The organism is Streptomyces sp. IBSBF 2435, from assembly GCF_036815005.1.
Taxonomy (GTDB): Bacteria; Actinomycetota; Actinomycetes; order Streptomycetales; family Streptomycetaceae; genus Actinacidiphila.
The window spans coordinates 1-15920 of record NZ_JAJSYW010000065.1 but is presented as its reverse complement, the minus strand read 5'-3'; the positions used below and the strand labels follow the sequence as shown (position 1 = coordinate 15920).

Genomic DNA, 15920 nt, shown 5'->3' with positions numbered 1-15920 from the left:
GGACGACATGCGGCCACGCGTGCTGTGGGTTCTTCTGGGTACATGAGCGCGTCAGCCGGCGGCATCCCCCAGCGCAGCCGGCCGTTGAGCTGGTCGCGCACGGTCGCCCGCGAGATGGTGCACCGCACCTCGCCGGCCGAGGTACTGCTCACCGACATGAGGCGACGCGCCGGCGGAGGCTTCGAGGCGGCGGCGTCCTGGCCCAGGTCGCACGCCACATTCCCGCGCGACGGCGGGAGCCTGCACAGTCCGCTGATACTCGCGGAGACCCTGCGCCAGCTCGGCATCTACATCCCGCTGCGCTACTTCGGCGCCCCGGCGACAGCGCGCATGATCATCACCGATCTGTTCTTCGAGATCGACCCGGACGAGGAGCCGGAGGCGTGCTCCGGCGCCACCGACATCACCTGCACGGTGGAAGAGCCCCGGGTGCGCCGTGACGCGCGCGGCGCCGTCGCCGGACTACGGATGACGGTGGACTTCCTCGCGGGCGGCACCGTCTTCGCCCGCGCCGGGGGCGGCATGCGGGTGCTGGACGAGCGGCGGTACGCCGAGGTGCGCGGCGCGGCCGGCGCCCCGTGGCCGCCGGTCGCCGTGGCCGGGATGGCCCGCCCGACGGCGTCGGAGCTGGCGGTGCCCAGCCGGCACGACGTACTAATCGGCCACCACGCGGGAGCGGTCGTCCTGGGCCCGGCCGATCCCCGTCACCCGTATTTCTTCGACCATCCGAGTGACCATGTGCCGGGCATGGTGCTGCTCGAAGCCGTACGCCAGGCCACGGTGGTGGCGAGCCAGGGCACTCTTCTGCGACCGCACACCGGGCGGATGACAGCGGCCCGTTTCACCGAGTTCGCCCCGCTCGCGCACGTGGTCTGCGTGCCGCACCACAGGACCTGCGTGTTCGGCGTCGTGCAGGGCGGAGCACGGACGGCCTTCGGTGTTCTGGGGTACCGGTGAGGACATTTTACTCCACGTGGTTGCTTGACTCCCATCCGTGACGATGCATAACGTACTGATCGTTACGTTTCCCGGTGATTGTCGGAAATGGCCATCGCGCCATGCCACCGGTCCGCACCCTCCTGGCGCTGCATCACGCTGCCCTCCCATGTCCTGAGCCATGGGACCGCCAGCACAAGCGCCTCCAGGTATTCCCGAAGGGACTACTGCGAATGACCTCCCACCGCATCCTCAGCTGGACTCCCGCCGCCATCGTCTTCGACTGCGACGGCACCCTCATGGACACCGAACGCCATTGGGAGGTCGCACGTGAACTCACGATCAACGACTTCGGCGTCGGTACAGCACCCGACTTCGCCCAGCGCACCAAAGGCCTGCACTACACCGAGTGCGGCCGGCTCATGGCCGAGGAGGCCGGGCGCCCGGAGCTGGGCGGACAGCTGACCGAGCGGCTGCTCAGCCGCTTCCGCGCCCTGGTCGCCGAATCACCCAAGACGATGCCCGGCGCCCAGGAACTGGTCGCCAACGCCGCGAAGTTCGCCCCCCTGGCCGTCGCCAGCAACTGCCCGCTGGAGGTCGTGGAGGAGTGCCTGACCACTGCCAACCTGCGGCACTTCTTCGACCACGTCGTGGTGCCCGACAGCACCGCGCGCCCCAAGCCGGACCCGGACCTCTACCTCGCCGCGGCCCGCTACTGCGGCGCCGCGCCCGCGGACACCCTGGCCGTCGAGGACTCGTACTGCGGCGTCCAGTCCGCGACCCGCGCGGGCCTGCGGGTGCTGGGCGTCGGCCCCTGGCCGGGTGAGGAGATCGCCGACATGGTCGACCTGTGGGTGGCCACCCTCGACGAACCGCGGATCTTCGAGTGGGCGAGCGAACGCGTGGCCCGGCACCTGCACGAGTGAGCCGCCCGGGGGGGGGGGGGGGGGGGGGGGGGGGGGGGGGGGGGGGGGGGGGGGGGGGGGCGCCCCCCCCCCCCCCCCCCCCCCCCCCCCCCCCCCCCCCCCCCCCCCCCCCCCCGGGTGCCGGACGACCGATGAGTTCCAGGCCCCGCCCCGGTCTGCACAGGGAAGAACCACGCACGGCACGCACAGGAGGCGAACATGTTCGGTTCGACAAAGGCGTTCAGCGGCTTCTCGGTGAACGACCTCGGCGCGGCCAAGGACTTCTACGGCGGGACGCTGGGGCTCAAGGTCTCCGAAGAGCACGGCCTGCTGACGCTGCACATCGCGGGTGACCGGAACGTCCTAGTCTACCCCAAGGCCGACCACGTGCCGGCCACGTACACGATCCTCAACTTCCCGGTCGCCGACATCGAGGCGGCGGTCGACGAACTGAGCACGAAGGGCGTGCGTTTCGAGCGCTACGAGCAGCTCACGACGGACGGCAGGGGCATCTTCCGCGGCGGCGGCCCGCTGATCGCCTGGTTCACCGACCCCGCGGGCAATGTGCTGTCCGTTCTCCAGGACCCCGCCTAGCGCACGCCGTGCCCGCCCTCGTCCCGGACGGCGGGTCCGGCGGACGCGAAGGGCGGGCGCGTGATGCGCCCGCCCCTTCGGCTTGCCGTCCGTGCGGTACCGGCCACGTGCGGACGCGGCGGTGCCGGCCACGTGCGTACGTACCGGTGCCGGCTAGTCCTCGGCGGGACCTTCCGCGGGACCGTCGCCATCGGCTTCGCTGTCCGCGTCCTTGGCCAGGCCCAGGGTCTCCACGACCCACTTGTCGAACTCGATCGACGCGCGCACCCAGCTCACCGTGCTGGACACGAAGTGCTCCAGGCCGACGCCGAGGCCGATCAGCAGCTGGGCCTCGCCGATCAGCCGGACGCTGCCGTCGTCGTGCGTGTGGGTGTACATCTTCGGCCACAGGGTGCGACGGTTCCAGTCGTCGATCACCTCGTGCAGCTGCGGCTTGTCGTCGACCGAGTACGGACGGTCGTAGAAGGTCCTGACGGCGAAGACCTGCTGGTCCCCCTCGCCCCGGAACATGAAGTAGGTGCGGAAGTCCTCCCACGGAGCGGCGAGGTCGCCCTCCTCGTCCACGAGGTACTTCAGCTCCATCTGGTCAAGCAGCTGCTTGACCAGGTCCTGGTCCGGAATGACCACACTGCCGTTGGATCCGGTCGGGTCGGGGTCCGGCTGGCCCCCGAAACTGGGAATCGAGGACGGGTCGATGCTCACCGTGAAGTCCCTTCGTGACGTCTCCCTTCCATCCTCCCTCATCCGCCCCCGGTCGTCACAACCCCGGGCGGTACGCATCCGGCGCACCGTCCGGTCGCGGGGTCATTTGCTGAGGTCGGGACCGCCCGCCGCACCCACGATCAGCCCGTCGGCGGCGCGGTCCACCCGTACCGTCTGCCCGTCGGCGACCTCGCCCGCCAGCAGGGCGCGGGCCAGCGGGTCACCGATGGCGGTCTGCACCAGGCGGCGCAGCGGCCGGGCGCCGTAGGCCGGGTCGTTGCCCTCGTCGGCGAGCCAGTCCAGGGCCTCGTCGGTGATGTCGAGGGCGAGCCTGCGGTCCCGCAGCCGGGCGGCGAGCCGGTCGGTCTGCAGCCGGGCGATCCTGCGCAGCTCGTCCTTGGCCAGCGCGGAGAAGACCACGATGTCGTCCAGCCGGTTGAGGAATTCCGGCTTGAAGGCGGCACGGACCGTGCTCAGCACGTGCTCGCGCTTCTGCTCGTCGCTCAGCGCCGGGTCCACCAGATACTGGCTGCCGAGGTTCGAGGTCAGGATGAGGATGGTGTTGCGGAAGTCGACCGTACGGCCCTGGCCGTCGGTGAGCCGGCCGTCGTCCAGCACCTGGAGCAGCACGTCGAAGACCTCGGGGTGCGCCTTCTCGACCTCGTCCAGCAGGATCACGCTGTACGGGCGGCGGCGCACCGCCTCGGTGAGCTGGCCGCCCTCCTCGTACCCCACATAGCCGGGAGGCGCGCCGACCAGCCGGGCCACCGAGTGCTTCTCGCCGTATTCGCTCATGTCGATACGGACCATGGCCCGCTCGTCGTCGAAGAGGAAGTCGGCCAGCGCCTTGGCCAGCTCGGTCTTGCCGACACCGGTCGGGCCCAGGAAGAGGAAGGAGCCGGTCGGGCGGTCGGGGTCGGCGATACCGGAGCGGGAGCGGCGTACGGCGTCGGAGACCGCGCGGACGGCCTCGGTCTGGCCGATCAGCCGGCGGCCCAGCTCCTCCTCCATCCGCAGCAGCTTCTGCGTCTCGCCCTCCAGCAGCCGGCCGGCCGGGATGCCGGTCCAGGCGGCGACGACGTCGGCGATGTCGTCCGGGCCGACCTGCTCCTTGACCATCGTCTCCTGGCCCGCGGCCTCCTGCTCCTCGCGGGTGGCCTCCGCCAGCTCGGCCTCGAGCTTGGGCTTCTCGGCGTAGAGCAGCTTGGAGGCGGTCTCGAAGTCGCCGTCGCGCTGGGCGCGGTCGATCCGGGTCCCGATGTCGTCGAGCCGCTCCTTCAGCTCACCGACCCGGTTCAGGCCCTGCTTCTCCTTCTCCCAGCGGGCGGTCAGGCCGCGCAGCTCCTCCTCGCGGTCGGCGAGGTCCTTGCGCAGCTTGACCAGGCGCTGCACGGCGCGGGGGTCGGTGTCGTTCTTGACCGCCATCTCCTCCATGCGCAGCCGGTCGACCGAGCGCTGCAGCTCGTCGATCTCGACCGGCGAGGAGTCGATCTCCATCCGCAGCCGGGACGCCGACTCGTCCACCAGGTCGATGGCCTTGTCGGGCAGGAAGCGCGAGGTGATGTAGCGGTCGGACAGCGTCGCCGCGGCGACCAGCGCGGAGTCGGCGATCTGCACCTTGTGGTGGGCCTCGTAGCGGCCCTTGAGGCCGCGCAGGATCGCCACCGTGTCCTCGACGGTCGGCTCGGCGACCAGCACCTGCTGGAAGCGGCGCTCCAGGGCCGGGTCCTTCTCGATCCGCTCGCGGTACTCGTCCAGCGTGGTCGCGCCGACCATCCGCAGTTCGCCGCGGGCCAGCATCGGCTTGAGCATGTTCCCCGCGTCCATGGCCGAGTCGCCGCCGGCGCCCGCGCCGACCACGGTGTGCAACTCGTCGATGAAGGTGATGACGCGGCCGTCGCTGTCCTTGATCTCGGCGAGCACCGACTTGAGCCGTTCCTCGAACTCGCCGCGGTATTTGGCGCCGGCGACCATCGCACCGAGGTCGAGCGAGACCAGCCGCTTGTCGCGCAGCGACTCGGGCACGTCGCCCTTGACGATGCGCTGGGCCAGGCCCTCGACGACCGCGGTCTTGCCGACGCCGGGCTCGCCGATGAGCACCGGGTTGTTCTTGGTGCGCCGCGAGAGCACCTGGACGACCCGGCGGATCTCCTGGTCGCGGCCGATCACCGGGTCGAGCCTGCCCTCGCGGGCCGCCGCGGTGAAGTCGGTGCCGTACTTCTCCAGCGCCTTGTACGTGCCCTCGGGATCCTGGCTGGTCACGCGCTGCCCCCCACGGGCGGTCTCGAAGGCGGTCAGCAGCTCCTTGCCGCCGGCCCCCTGACGGGTGAGCAGGTCACCGGCCGGGCCGCCCTTGACGGCGATCCCGATCAGCAGGTGCTCGGTGGAAAGGTACGCGTCCCCCAGCTCCCTGGCCCGCTCGGCGGCGTCCGCGATCACCGCGAGCAGGTCGCGGTTGGCCTGCGGCGGCGCCACGGTGGAGCCCTGCACCTTGGGCAGCCCCTCGACCAGCCGGCCGGCTCGCGCCGTGACGGCCGCCGGGTCGGCGCCGACCGCGGTGAGCAGGTCGAGCACGTTCTCGTTGTCCGTGCCGCTCAGCAGTGCGAGCAGCAGATGCGCGGGCGTCAGGTCCGGGTTGCCCTCGGAGACCGCCCGGGTGTTGGCGGCGTTGAGCGCTTCCCGGCTCTTGTTGGTCAGCTCGGCGTCCACGGGGTCGGCTCCTCCTCGGGTGCTCGTCCGTCCATTGTGCTGGCCGCGCCAGGCGGTACGCAGCACGTACATGGCTTGTTGCGTAAAGGAACATGAACGATATTGAGTCTATTCCACTCAACTTCACTTCGGCACTCCGACACAACCGGCGTGCCGCTGTTCTCCGGGCCGCTTTCGCTCCGCCCGCCTGGCTGCTGACGCCGGTGCCGCGCTGGCGCGCCGTCGCCGCTGAGCTACCGTCAGGCCATGGCACGACGCGATCCGCGCGCCCCTGAGGCGGGCTACCTCGGCTTCTGGCGCGAACACCATCTGTGCACCCTGACCACGCCCCGCCCGGACGGGTCCCCGCACATGGTGCCGGTCGGCGTCACCTACGACCCGGAGGAGGGGCTGGCCCGGGTGATCGCCAATACGTCGAGCGCCAAGGTCGCGCACGTACGCGCCGCCGGACCCGGTGGGGCGCGGGTCGCGGTCTGCCAGGTCGACCGCCGCCGCTGGGCGACCCTCGAAGGCCTCGCCACCGTCTCGCAGGACCCGGCGCGCGTCGCCGACGCCGTGGCCCGCTACACCGAGCGCTACGGCCGTACTCCCGGGCCCAACCCGCACCGCGTCGTCATCGAGATCGCCCTGACCAGAGCCATGGGCAACGCCTGACGCGGTCCCCCGGCCGCCGCGGAAGGCCGGGGCCGGGGCCGGCCTTCCGCGGGGGCCGGGGCCGGTCTCCGCAGCCCGGTCTCCGCGTCCTCCGCGTCGGGGCGGAACGTGCGGCGGGCGGGGCGGACGGGCCCGCCCCCCGACGCCCCAAACCTACTCCCGCTTGGGGCGCCACACCACCAGCGCGCTGGTGTGCTGCACATCCTGATACGGCACCAGGTCCCGCCGGTAGGACGCGTGCACCGCCGCCTCCCGCTGCTGGATGACGGCGGCGGCGCCCTCCACCGCGGCGCTCAGCTCCGCCACCCTCGCCTGGAGCGCGGCGACCTGGTTCTCCAGTTCGATGATCCGCTTGATACCGGCGAGGTTGATGCCGTCGTCCTGGGAGAGCCGCTGCACCTCGCGCAGCTGCTCGATGTCGCGGGCCGAATAGCGGCGGCCCCGCCCGGCCGTGCGGTCGGGCGACACCAGGCCGAGGCGGTCGTACTGCCGCAGGGTCTGCGGGTGCAGGCCCGACAACTCGGCCGCCACCGAGATGACGTAGACCGGGGACTCCTCGGTCAGCTGGTACGGATTGCGGCCACGGGGGCCGGGGGGGGGGGGGGGGGGGGGGGGGGGGGGGGGGGGGGGGGGGGGGGGGGGGGCGCCCCCCCCCCCCCCCCCCCCCCCCCCCCCCCCCCCCCCCCCCCCCCCCCCCCCGGCGCCGTACCGTCCATCCGGCCGTCGATGCTCATCCGTTCACGCTCCCTCTGCCGCCTTGAACAGCTCGGCCCGCGGGTCGACGTCCGCAGTCGCCTCCCGGTAGGCCTCCAGTGCGTCCAGCGCCTTGCCCTCGGTCTTCTCGGGCACCGCCACCTCGACGGTGACGAGCAGATCGCCGCGCGAACCGTCCTTGCGCACCGCGCCCTTGCCACGGGCGCGCAATGTACGCCCGTTCGGGGTGCCGGGCGGGAGCTTGAGGGTGACCGGGGGGCCGCCGAGCGTCGGCACCTTGACGTCGCCGCCCAGCGCCGCCTCCACGAAGCTGACCGGCACGGTCACCGTGAGGTTGGCGTCCTTGCGGCCGAAGATCGAGTGCCGCCCGACGTGCACGACGACGTAGAGGTCGCCCGCGGGGCCGCCGCGCTCCCCGGGAGCGCCCTTGCCCCGCAGCCTGATCCGCTGCCCGTCGGTGACCCCGGCGGGAATGCGGACCTGCATGGTGCGCGAGCTCTTCGCCCGCCCGCTGCCGTGGCAGACGTCGCAAGGTGTCTCCGCGATCAGGCCGCGGCCCTTGCAGTCCACGCACGGGTCGGTCAGCGAGAAGCCGCCACCGCCGCCGCGGGATACCTGCCCGGTGCCGACACAGGTCGGGCACACCCGCGGTGTGCCGTTCTTGTCGCCGGTGCCGGAGCACGCCTTGCAGGGCGCCTGCGAGGACATCCGCAACGGCACCGTGGCGCCGTCCACGGCCTCGGTGAAGCTCAGCGTGACCTCGGACTCGATGTCCTGGCCGCGCCTGGGCTGCACCCTGGCGCCGCCGCCGCGGTTGAACAGGCCGCCGAAGACGTCGCCGAGACCGCCGCCGAAGCCGCCGCCCTGGCCGCCGGTCGTGGTGGTGCCGCCGGGCCCGCCCTGGGCGCCGCCGAAGAGGTCGCCCAGGTCGAAGTTGAACCCGCCGGTACCGCCGGCGCCCGGGCCGGGACGGAAGCCGCCGTTGCCGAACAGCGCGCGGCCCTCGTCGTACTCCTTGCGCCGCTTGGCATCGGAGAGCACGTCGTTGGCCTCGGAGATCTCCTTGAAGCGCTCCTCGGCCTTGGCGTCGCCCTTGTTGGCGTCCGGGTGGAACTCGCGCGCGAGCTTCCGGTACGCCTTCTTGATCTCGGCCTCGGTGGCGTCCTTGGGGACGCCGAGGACCTTGTACAGGTCCTTTTCCAGCAGGTCCCTACTGATGCTCATCCCCGGCGTCCCTCCTCTCCGCTCCGTTCACACCGTCAGCCCTGGTCCGGGCCACCGGTCTCCTCGTCGTCCGCCGTGTCCACTGCCGTGTCCTGGTCCTCCGCGTCGTCGCCCTTGCCGGCACCCGGCTGGGGCTCCGCGACCGCGACCCGGGCGGGCCGCAGATTGCGCTCACCCAGGCGGTACCCGGGCTGGAGGATCTGCACGCATGTGGTCTGCGTGACATCCGGCGAATAACTGTGCATCAGGGCCTCGTGCACCAGCGGGTCGAAGGCCTCGCCCTCCTTGCCGAACTGCTGCAGCCCCAGCTTCGCCGCCACCGTCTCCAGCGACTCGGCGACCGACTTGAAGCCGCCCACCAGCTCGCCGTGCTCCCGCGCCCGGCCGATGTCGTCCAGCACCGGGAGCAGTTCGGTGAGCAGATTGGCCACCGCGATCTCCTTGACGGCGATCCGGTCCCGCTCCACCCTGCGGCGGTAGTTCTGGTACTCGGCCTGGAGCCGCTGAAGGTCCGCGGTGCGCTCGCTGAGCGCGGTGCGCACCTGGTCCAGCTGCGCCCGCAGCGCCGTCAGCTCCTTGGCGTCCCCGCCGCCGGCCCCCGGGGCCGCCTCATCGGCGGCCCCGGCGTCCTTGCCGGCGTCCGGCTGCTTGTCGCTGGCCTCGGAGGGGACGTCGGGCTCCGGCTCGAAGCCCTTCGGCTCCTCCGTCACGCTGCACCATCCCGCTTGTTGTTCTCGTCGTCGACGATCTCGGCGTCCACGACGTCGTCGTCGGCCGCGCCCGCCTGGTCGCCGGCGTCGCCCGGGCCGGCCTGGGCACCCGCGGCACCGTCGGCCTGCGTGTTGGCGTACAGCGCCTGGCCGAGCTTCTGGCTGGTGGCCGCGACCTTCTCGGTGGCATCGCGGATCGCCGCGGTGTTCTCGGAGTCGGTCGACTCGTTCTTGAGCTTCTCCTTGAGGTCCGCGATCGCGGTCTCGACCTCGGACTTCACGTCCTCGGGGAGCTTGTCCTTGTTGTCCGCGATGAACTTCTCGGTCTGGTAGGCCAGCTGCTCGCCCTGGTTGCGGATCTCGGCGGCCTCGCGGCGCTTGTGGTCCTCGTCCGCGTACTGCTCGGCCTCCTGGCGCATCCGGTCGACCTCGTCCTTGGGCAGCGAGGAGCCGCCGGTGACGGTCATCCGCTGCTCCTTGCCGGTGCCGAGGTCCTTGGCGCCGACGTGCATGATGCCGTTCGCGTCGATGTCGAAGGTGACCTCGATCTGCGGCATCCCGCGCGGGGCCGGCGGCAGACCGGTCAGCTCGAACATCCCGAGCTTCTTGTTGTACGCGGCGATCTCGCGCTCGCCCTGGTAGACCTGGATCTGCACCGACGGCTGGTTGTCCTCGGCCGTGGTGAAGATCTCCGAGCGCTTGGTCGGAATGGTCGTGTTGCGCTCGATCAGCTTGGTCATGATGCCGCCCTTGGTCTCGATACCGAGGGACAGCGGGGTGACGTCGAGCAGCAGGACGTCCTTGACCTCGCCCTTGAGCACGCCGGCCTGCAGGGACGCGCCGATGGCGACGACCTCGTCCGGGTTGACGCCCTTGTTGGCGTCCTTGCCGCCGGTCAGCTCGCGCACCAGCTCGGCCACGGCCGGCATACGGGTGGAGCCGCCGACCAGGACCACGTGGTCGATCTCGGACAGCTGGATGCCGGCGTCCTTGATCACGTTGTGGAACGGCGTCTTGCAGCGCTCCAGCAGGTCGCTGGTGAGCTGCTGGAACTGCGCGCGGGTCAGCTTCTCGTCCAGGTGCAGCGGACCCTCGGCGGACGCGGTGATGTACGGCAGGTTGATCGAGGTCTCGGTGGACGAGGACAGCTCGATCTTCGCCTTCTCCGCCGCCTCGCGGAGCCGCTGGAGCGCCATCTTGTCGCGGCCCAGGTCCACGCCGTGGCCGGACTGGAACTGCTTGACCAGGTAGTCCACCACCCGCTGGTCCCAGTCGTCGCCGCCGAGGTGGTTGTCGCCGTTGGTGGCCTTGACCTCGACGACGCCGTCACCGATCTCCAGCAGGGACACGTCGAAGGTGCCGCCGCCGAGGTCGAAGACCAGGATCGTCTGGTCGTCCTTGTCGAGCCCGTACGCCAGCGCCGCCGCGGTCGGCTCGTTCACGATCCGCAGCACGTTCAGACCGGCGATCTCGCCGGCCTCCTTGGTCGCCTGGCGCTCGGAGTCGTTGAAGTACGCCGGGACGGTGATCACCGCGTCGGTGACCTTCTCGCCCAGGTACGACTCCGCGTCCCGCTTGAGCTTCTGCAGGATGAAGGCGCTCATCTGCTGCGGGTTGAAGTCCTTGCCGTCCAGGTTGATCTTCCAGTCGGTGCCCATGTGGCGCTTGACCGACCGGACGGTCCTGTCGACGTTGGTGACGGCCTGGCGCTTGGCCACCTCGCCGACCAGCACCTCGCCGTTCTTCGCGAAGGCGACGACGGACGGCGTGGTCCTGGCGCCCTCTGCGTTGGTGATGACGGTGGGCTCGCCGCCTTCGAGAACGCTGACGACGGAATTAGTCGTGCCCAGGTCGATGCCGACCGCACGTGCCATGGTGAATCCTCCTGCTGACTTGAGTGGAACTGACTCAAGAGTGCCTGAGCGGTTTCCTCCTGTCAACAGACGTGAGTCGGGTCGGCTCAACTTAGCGGCGCGCATTCGGCGCACCCAGCGTGCGGGGCCGGTTACGGCTCCGCGTCCGGCACCAGCGGGCGGTCCGCCCGCAGCGCCGCGAACAGGCGGCCGGCGGCCGGCCGGCGCAGGACGCCGACGGCACCCGGGGCCGCCGGGAGGGTGACCAGGGTCACCCGGTCGGCGGGCAGCCGGCGCAAGGCACCGGCCAGCCTCCTCCCGTGGCTCACCCTCGGACCGCCGCCTTTCGCGGGCGTCTTCCCTATGTGCCACGGTTGCCCGGGTTTCAATCGGTTCGGCGCGGCGTAGGTGACGCCTGTGCGGCGCGCGACACAGATCACCAGTGGTGCGGCTTTATGGCCTCCCCGATCCCGGGTAATCTCAGCCAGGACCGGATTAAGTTACCGCTTAGTAGACTCAGTCACCGTTCACCGTGCGCAGGCCTGAGGAGCCCCCATGCAACTCGCCGCGATCATCGTGTCGCTGGTCCTCACCGCGGTCGGCGTCGCGCTCTTCGGCCTCGCCATCGCGCAGATCTACCGGTTCATCCGGCTGGGAGGGCCCGTACCGGCCGGCAGCCGTACGGACGAGCCGAAGGCCCGTACGACGACCCTGCTGCGGGAATTCGTCGGCCACACCCGGATGAACAAGTGGGGCGTCATCGGCGTCGCCCACTGGTTCGTCGCGGTCGGCTTCCTGACCCTCGGCCTGACGATCCTCAACGCCTACGGCCAGCTCTTCAAGGCCGACTGGCTCCTGCCGTGGATCGGCGACTGGCTGCCGTACGAGCTGTACACCGAGTTCATCGCGACCCTCACCACGCTCGGCATCCTCACGCTGATCGTGATCCGGCTGCTGAACCTGCCCTCCCGGGCCGGCCGCAAGTCCCGCTTCGCCGGCTCGACGGCCTGGCAGGCGTATTTCGTGGAGTACGTCGTCCTGGTCATCGGCCTGGCGATCATGACGCTGCGCGGCCTGGAGGGCGCCCTGCACGGCGTCGGCCACTACGAGGCCGCGTACTTCGCCTCGTACCCGCTCGTCGCCGCCTTCCGCGGCCTGAGCACGGACACGCTGCAGAACGTCGTCTACGCCACCGCCATGGTCAAGCTGAGCGTCACCATGATCTGGGCGATCGTGCTGGGCCTGAACACCGGCATGGGTGTCGCCTGGCACCGCTTCCTGGCCTTCTTCAACATCTGGTTCAAGCGCAACGCCCACGGCCCCGTGGCGCTCGGCGCGCTCCAGCCGATGACCAGCAATGGCGCGCCGATCGACTTCGAGGACCCCGGTGAGGACGACGTCTTCGGCGTCTCCCAGGTCGAGCAGTTCTCCTGGAAGGGCATCCTCGACTTCTCCACCTGCACCGAGTGCGGCCGCTGCCAGTCGCAGTGCCCGGCCTGGAACACCGGCAAGCCGCTGTCCCCCAAGCTGCTCATCATGTCGCTGCGCGACCACGCCCATGCCAAGGCCCCCTATCTGCTGGCCGGCGGCGGCAAGAACGCGGAGGGCGAGGAGCAGGCGACGCCCGAGCAGCTGGCCGGCGTCCCCGCCGCGGCCCTTGCCGAGGCCGAGCGCCCGCTGATCGGCATCGCCGAGGAGAACGGCGTCATCGACCCCGACGTCCTGTGGTCCTGCACGACCTGCGGCGCCTGCGTCGAGCAGTGCCCGGTCGACATCGAGCACATCGACCACATCATCGACATGCGCCGCTACCAGGTGATGATCGAGTCGTCCTTCCCGTCCGAGGCGGGCACGATGCTCAAGAACCTGGAGAAGAAGGGCAACCCCTGGGGCCTGCCCAAGAAGCAGCGGCTGGCCTGGGTCAAGGAGGTCGGCTTCGAGGTCCCCGTCGTCGGCGAGGACATCGAGGACCTGACCGAGGTCGAGTATCTGTACTGGGTCGGCTGCGCGGGCTCGCTGGAGGACCGGGCGAAGAAGACCACCAAGGCCTTCGCGGAACTCCTGCACATTGCCGGCGTCAACTTCGCCATCATGGGCGGTGAGGAGAACTGCACCGGAGATTCACCCCGTCGCCTGGGCAACGAATTCCTCTTCCAGCAGCTCGGCATGGAGAACGTCGCCATGCTCAACATGGCCTTCGGTGAGGACGACGAGGACGCCTCGACGAAGAAGCCCAAGGCCGCGAAGAAGATCGTCGCCACCTGCCCGCACTGCTTCAACACCATCGCCAACGAATATCCGCAGCTCGGCGGCGAGTACGAGGTCATCCACCACACGCAGCTGCTGCAGACCCTGGTGGACGAGGGCCGGCTGGTCCCGGTCACCCCGGTCGAGGGCCTGATCACCTACCACGACCCCTGCTACCTGGGCCGGCACAACAAGGTCTACACACCGCCGCGCGAGATCATCGCCAAGGTGCCGGGCCTGCGCAGCGAGGAAATGCACCGGCACAAGGAGCGCGGCTTCTGCTGCGGCGCGGGCGGCGCCCGGATGTGGATGGAGGAGCGGATCGGCAAGCGCATCAACAACGAGCGGGTCGACGAGGCCCTGTCCCTCGACCCGGACATCGTCTCCACCGCCTGCCCGTTCTGCCTGGTGATGCTCACCGACTCCGTCAACGGCAAGAAGAACGACGGCACGGCGAAGGAGTCGGTGCAGGTGGTGGACGTGGCGCAGCTGCTGCTGGACTCGGTGCGCACGCCGGCCGTGCCGGTCGCCGCGGACTCGGCCCCGGGCACGAGCGCCGCGGCCGGCTGACGCGGCGGTCCCGGGGTGCCGCCCGACGTGTCACAGGTTGGCAGCAAAGCGGCGCCCCGAACCGGCTCCCCGGCGCTTGGGCGGCGGGAAGCGGGTACGTTCGAAGACGTGGCTGGATTCGAGAACCGACGAGGACAGGACCCGCACGTACCGGGCGGCTATCCCCCCGAGCACGGCCAGTACGCGCCGTCGGGCGAGCCCGGGCAGTACGCCCGGTACGCGCCGCCCGGTGACCCGGGGCAGTACGGCCAGCCACCCGCGTACGACGACGCCCCCGGCCACACGCGGGCGTTCACCATGGGTGAGCCGGCGCAGCTCGCCGACCCGTACGCGCACGGCGGCGACAATGTGGCGACGTATCGCGCCGGCCAGGCCGCGGCCCCGCCGGTCGGCCCGCGGCTGCACTGGAAGCAGCTGCTCAGCGGGATCCTGCTGCGCCCCGGCCGCACTTTCTGGCAGATGCGCGACCACACGGTGTGGCGCCCCGCGCTGACCGTGACCTTCGTCTACGGCCTGCTCGCCGTCTTCGGCTTCGACGCGGCCCGCAAGGACATCCTCGACGCCACCTTGTCCGCGAGCGTCCCCTGGGTGGTCACCACGGCCATCGCCGTCACCTTGTGCGGCCTCACCCTCGGCGCGGTCACCAACACGCTGGCCCGCCAGCTCGGCGGCGACGGCGCCTGGGCGCCGACCATCGGCCTCAGCCTGCTGATCACGTCCCTGACCGACGCTCCGCGGCTCTTGTTCGCCCTCTTCCTCGGCGGCGGCAACAGCTTCGTCCAACTGCTGGGCTGGCTGACCTGGCTGGCGTGCGCGGCCCTGATGACGTCGATGGTCAGCAAGTCCCACGACCTGCCGTGGCACAAGGCGCTGGGGGCGTCGTCGCTCCAGCTGGTCGCGCTGCTGATGCTGTTCAAGCTGCCGCTGATCTGAGCGGGTTCCGGCTGGCGCCGGTCGGGTTGATCACGCCGGTCGGGCCCGCGGTGCCGATCACGCCGATCACGCCAGGAACGTACAAGACGCGGCTGGCGCGCGGCCCGCAGAGTTGCCGCATGACCACAGTTTTCGATACGAAGATCGCCGTGCTGCTGCGGGAGGACCTGGAGCCGTGGCAGCGGCTCAATGTGACGGCGTTCCTGGTGAGCGGCCTGGGCACGCAGCTGCCCGAAGTCGTCGGAGAGCCGTACGAGGACGCCGACGGGACGCCGTATCTGCCGTGTTCCGCCAGCCGGTGCTGGTCTTCGAGGGTGCCAAGGACGTGCTGACGGCTGCGCACACCCGGGCGCTGACCCGTGTGCTGCCCAGCGCGGTCTTCACCGCCGACCTGTTCGCCACCGGGAATGACGCGGACAACCGCGCCGCCGTACGCGCCGTCCCGACGGCCGGCCTGGACCTGGTGGGCCTGGCGGTCTACGGCCCGCGCAACGCCGTCGACAAGACCCTCAAGGGCGCCCGTATGCACCCCTGACGGGCCCTCGGGTCACACCTGGGTGCGGTGGAAGTTCAGATACGACCTGGAGGCGGTCGGCCCGCGCTGCCCCTGGTAGCGCGAGCCGTACTGCTGCGAGCCGTAGGGGAATTCCGCCGGGGACGTGAGCCGGAACAGGCACAGCTGCCCGATCTTCATCCCCGGCCACAGCTTGATGGGCAGGTTGGCGACATTCGACAGCTCCAACGTCACGTGCCCGGAGAAGCCCGGGTCGATGAACCCGGCCGTCGAATGCGTGAGCAGCCCGAGCCGCCCGAGGCTCGACTTCCCCTCCAACCGCGACGCCACATCGTCGGGCAGCGTGATGACCTCGTACGTCGAGGCCAGCACGAATTCCCCCGGATGCAGAACGAAGGCGTCGCCCCCCTCAGGCTCCACCATCCGCGTCAGGTCCGGCTGTTCGACCGCCGGGTCGATATGCGGATACCGGTGGTTCTCGAACACCCGGAAGAACCGGTCCAGGCGCACGTCGATGCTCGACGGCTGCACCATCGAAGGCTCGAACGGGTCGACGCGTACGCGCCCGTTGTCGATTTCGGTCCGGATGTCCTTGTCTGAGAGAAGCACGGAACGAGACTAACCCCTGCCGCCGCCCCCGCCGGGCCCCCCCCCC

14 protein-coding genes and 1 pseudogene are annotated in these 15920 nt (G+C 70.7%); 7 read left to right on the top strand and 8 right to left on the bottom strand.

Annotated elements, in window-relative coordinates:
* The first annotated feature begins 42 nt into the window (after positions 1-42).
* The 3 genes from V7E46_RS15155 (at position 43) to V7E46_RS15145 (ending at position 2435) form a co-directional block, all read left to right on the top strand.
* On the top strand, positions 43-957 hold the full coding sequence (locus V7E46_RS15155) for a ScbA/BarX family gamma-butyrolactone biosynthesis protein (RefSeq protein ID WP_333768904.1): 915 nt from the start codon (positions 43-45) through the stop codon (positions 955-957).
* A 212-nt stretch (positions 958-1169) separates the two neighbouring features.
* Positions 1170-1862 (top strand): HAD family hydrolase, encoded by a 693-nt coding sequence (locus tag V7E46_RS15150; protein WP_329176358.1) that lies wholly within the window; start codon positions 1170-1172, stop codon positions 1860-1862.
* A 198-nt stretch (positions 1863-2060) separates the two neighbouring features.
* The gene (locus V7E46_RS15145; protein ID WP_333768903.1) at positions 2061-2435 is read left to right on the top strand and encodes a VOC family protein; all 375 of its coding nucleotides are present in this window, start codon (positions 2061-2063) and stop codon (positions 2433-2435) included.
* Between the two features lie 153 nt (positions 2436-2588).
* Here the strand turns inward: V7E46_RS15145 and V7E46_RS15140 are convergent, their stop codons facing one another.
* Both V7E46_RS15140 and clpB read right to left on the bottom strand, forming a co-directional pair.
* A complete protein-coding gene (locus V7E46_RS15140) occupies positions 2589-3137 on the bottom strand; it encodes a YbjN domain-containing protein (RefSeq protein WP_329176362.1) in 549 nt (182 codons plus the stop codon).
* 102 nt (positions 3138-3239) lie between these two features.
* Entirely contained in the window at positions 3240-5846 is a 2607-nt protein-coding gene (clpB, locus tag V7E46_RS15135) for an ATP-dependent chaperone ClpB (RefSeq protein ID WP_333768902.1), read from the bottom strand.
* 246 nt (positions 5847-6092) lie between these two features.
* On the opposite strand from clpB, the gene V7E46_RS15130 reads away from it, so the two are divergent.
* A complete protein-coding gene (locus V7E46_RS15130; protein ID WP_333768901.1) occupies positions 6093-6500 on the top strand; it encodes a pyridoxamine 5'-phosphate oxidase family protein in 408 nt (135 codons plus the stop codon).
* A gap of 153 nt (positions 6501-6653) precedes the next feature.
* Here V7E46_RS15130 and V7E46_RS15125 read toward each other — a convergent pair whose 3' ends face one another.
* The 5 genes from V7E46_RS15125 to V7E46_RS15105 form a co-directional block, all read right to left on the bottom strand.
* Positions 6654-7064, bottom strand: coding sequence for a heat shock protein transcriptional repressor HspR (locus V7E46_RS15125; protein ID WP_443054171.1), 411 nt, complete (start codon positions 7062-7064; stop codon positions 6654-6656).
* A 174-nt stretch (positions 7065-7238) separates the two neighbouring features.
* Positions 7239-8438 carry a molecular chaperone DnaJ gene (gene dnaJ / locus V7E46_RS15120; RefSeq protein ID WP_333768898.1) on the bottom strand — a complete coding sequence of 400 codons (1200 nt, stop codon included), beginning with the start codon at positions 8436-8438 and terminating at the stop codon, positions 7239-7241.
* A gap of 35 nt (positions 8439-8473) precedes the next feature.
* Positions 8474-9148: a nucleotide exchange factor GrpE gene (gene grpE, locus V7E46_RS15115; RefSeq protein WP_333768897.1), complete on the bottom strand. Its 675-nt coding sequence runs from the start codon at positions 9146-9148 to the stop codon at positions 8474-8476.
* Positions 9145-11022 carry a molecular chaperone DnaK gene (gene dnaK, locus V7E46_RS15110; protein WP_329176371.1) on the bottom strand — a complete coding sequence of 626 codons (1878 nt, stop codon included), beginning with the start codon at positions 11020-11022 and terminating at the stop codon, positions 9145-9147. The genes grpE and dnaK overlap by 4 nt, the downstream gene beginning before the upstream one ends.
* Positions 11023-11153: 131 nt before the next feature.
* The gene (locus V7E46_RS15105; RefSeq protein ID WP_333768896.1) at positions 11154-11330 is read right to left on the bottom strand and encodes a hypothetical protein; all 177 of its coding nucleotides are present in this window, start codon (positions 11328-11330) and stop codon (positions 11154-11156) included.
* Positions 11331-11556: 226 nt separating this feature from the next.
* Here V7E46_RS15105 and V7E46_RS15100 point away from each other — a divergent pair, with 226 nt between their 5' ends.
* From V7E46_RS15100 to V7E46_RS15090, 3 genes and pseudogenes are all read left to right on the top strand, one after another.
* Positions 11557-13818, top strand: a complete 2262-nt coding sequence (locus V7E46_RS15100) for a (Fe-S)-binding protein (protein ID WP_333768895.1) — start codon at positions 11557-11559, stop codon at positions 13816-13818.
* Positions 13819-13926: 108 nt separating this feature from the next.
* Complete coding sequence (locus tag V7E46_RS15095) at positions 13927-14751, top strand: Yip1 family protein (RefSeq protein WP_333768894.1); 825 nt, start codon at positions 13927-13929, stop codon at positions 14749-14751.
* Between the two features lie 119 nt (positions 14752-14870).
* A pseudogene (locus V7E46_RS15090) lies at positions 14871-15286 on the top strand (DUF2000 family protein).
* A 12-nt stretch (positions 15287-15298) separates the two neighbouring features.
* Here V7E46_RS15090 and dcd read toward each other — a convergent pair.
* Complete coding sequence (gene dcd / locus V7E46_RS15085; RefSeq protein WP_329176379.1) at positions 15299-15874, bottom strand: dCTP deaminase; 576 nt, start codon at positions 15872-15874, stop codon at positions 15299-15301.
* Positions 15875-15920 lie beyond the last annotated feature (46 nt).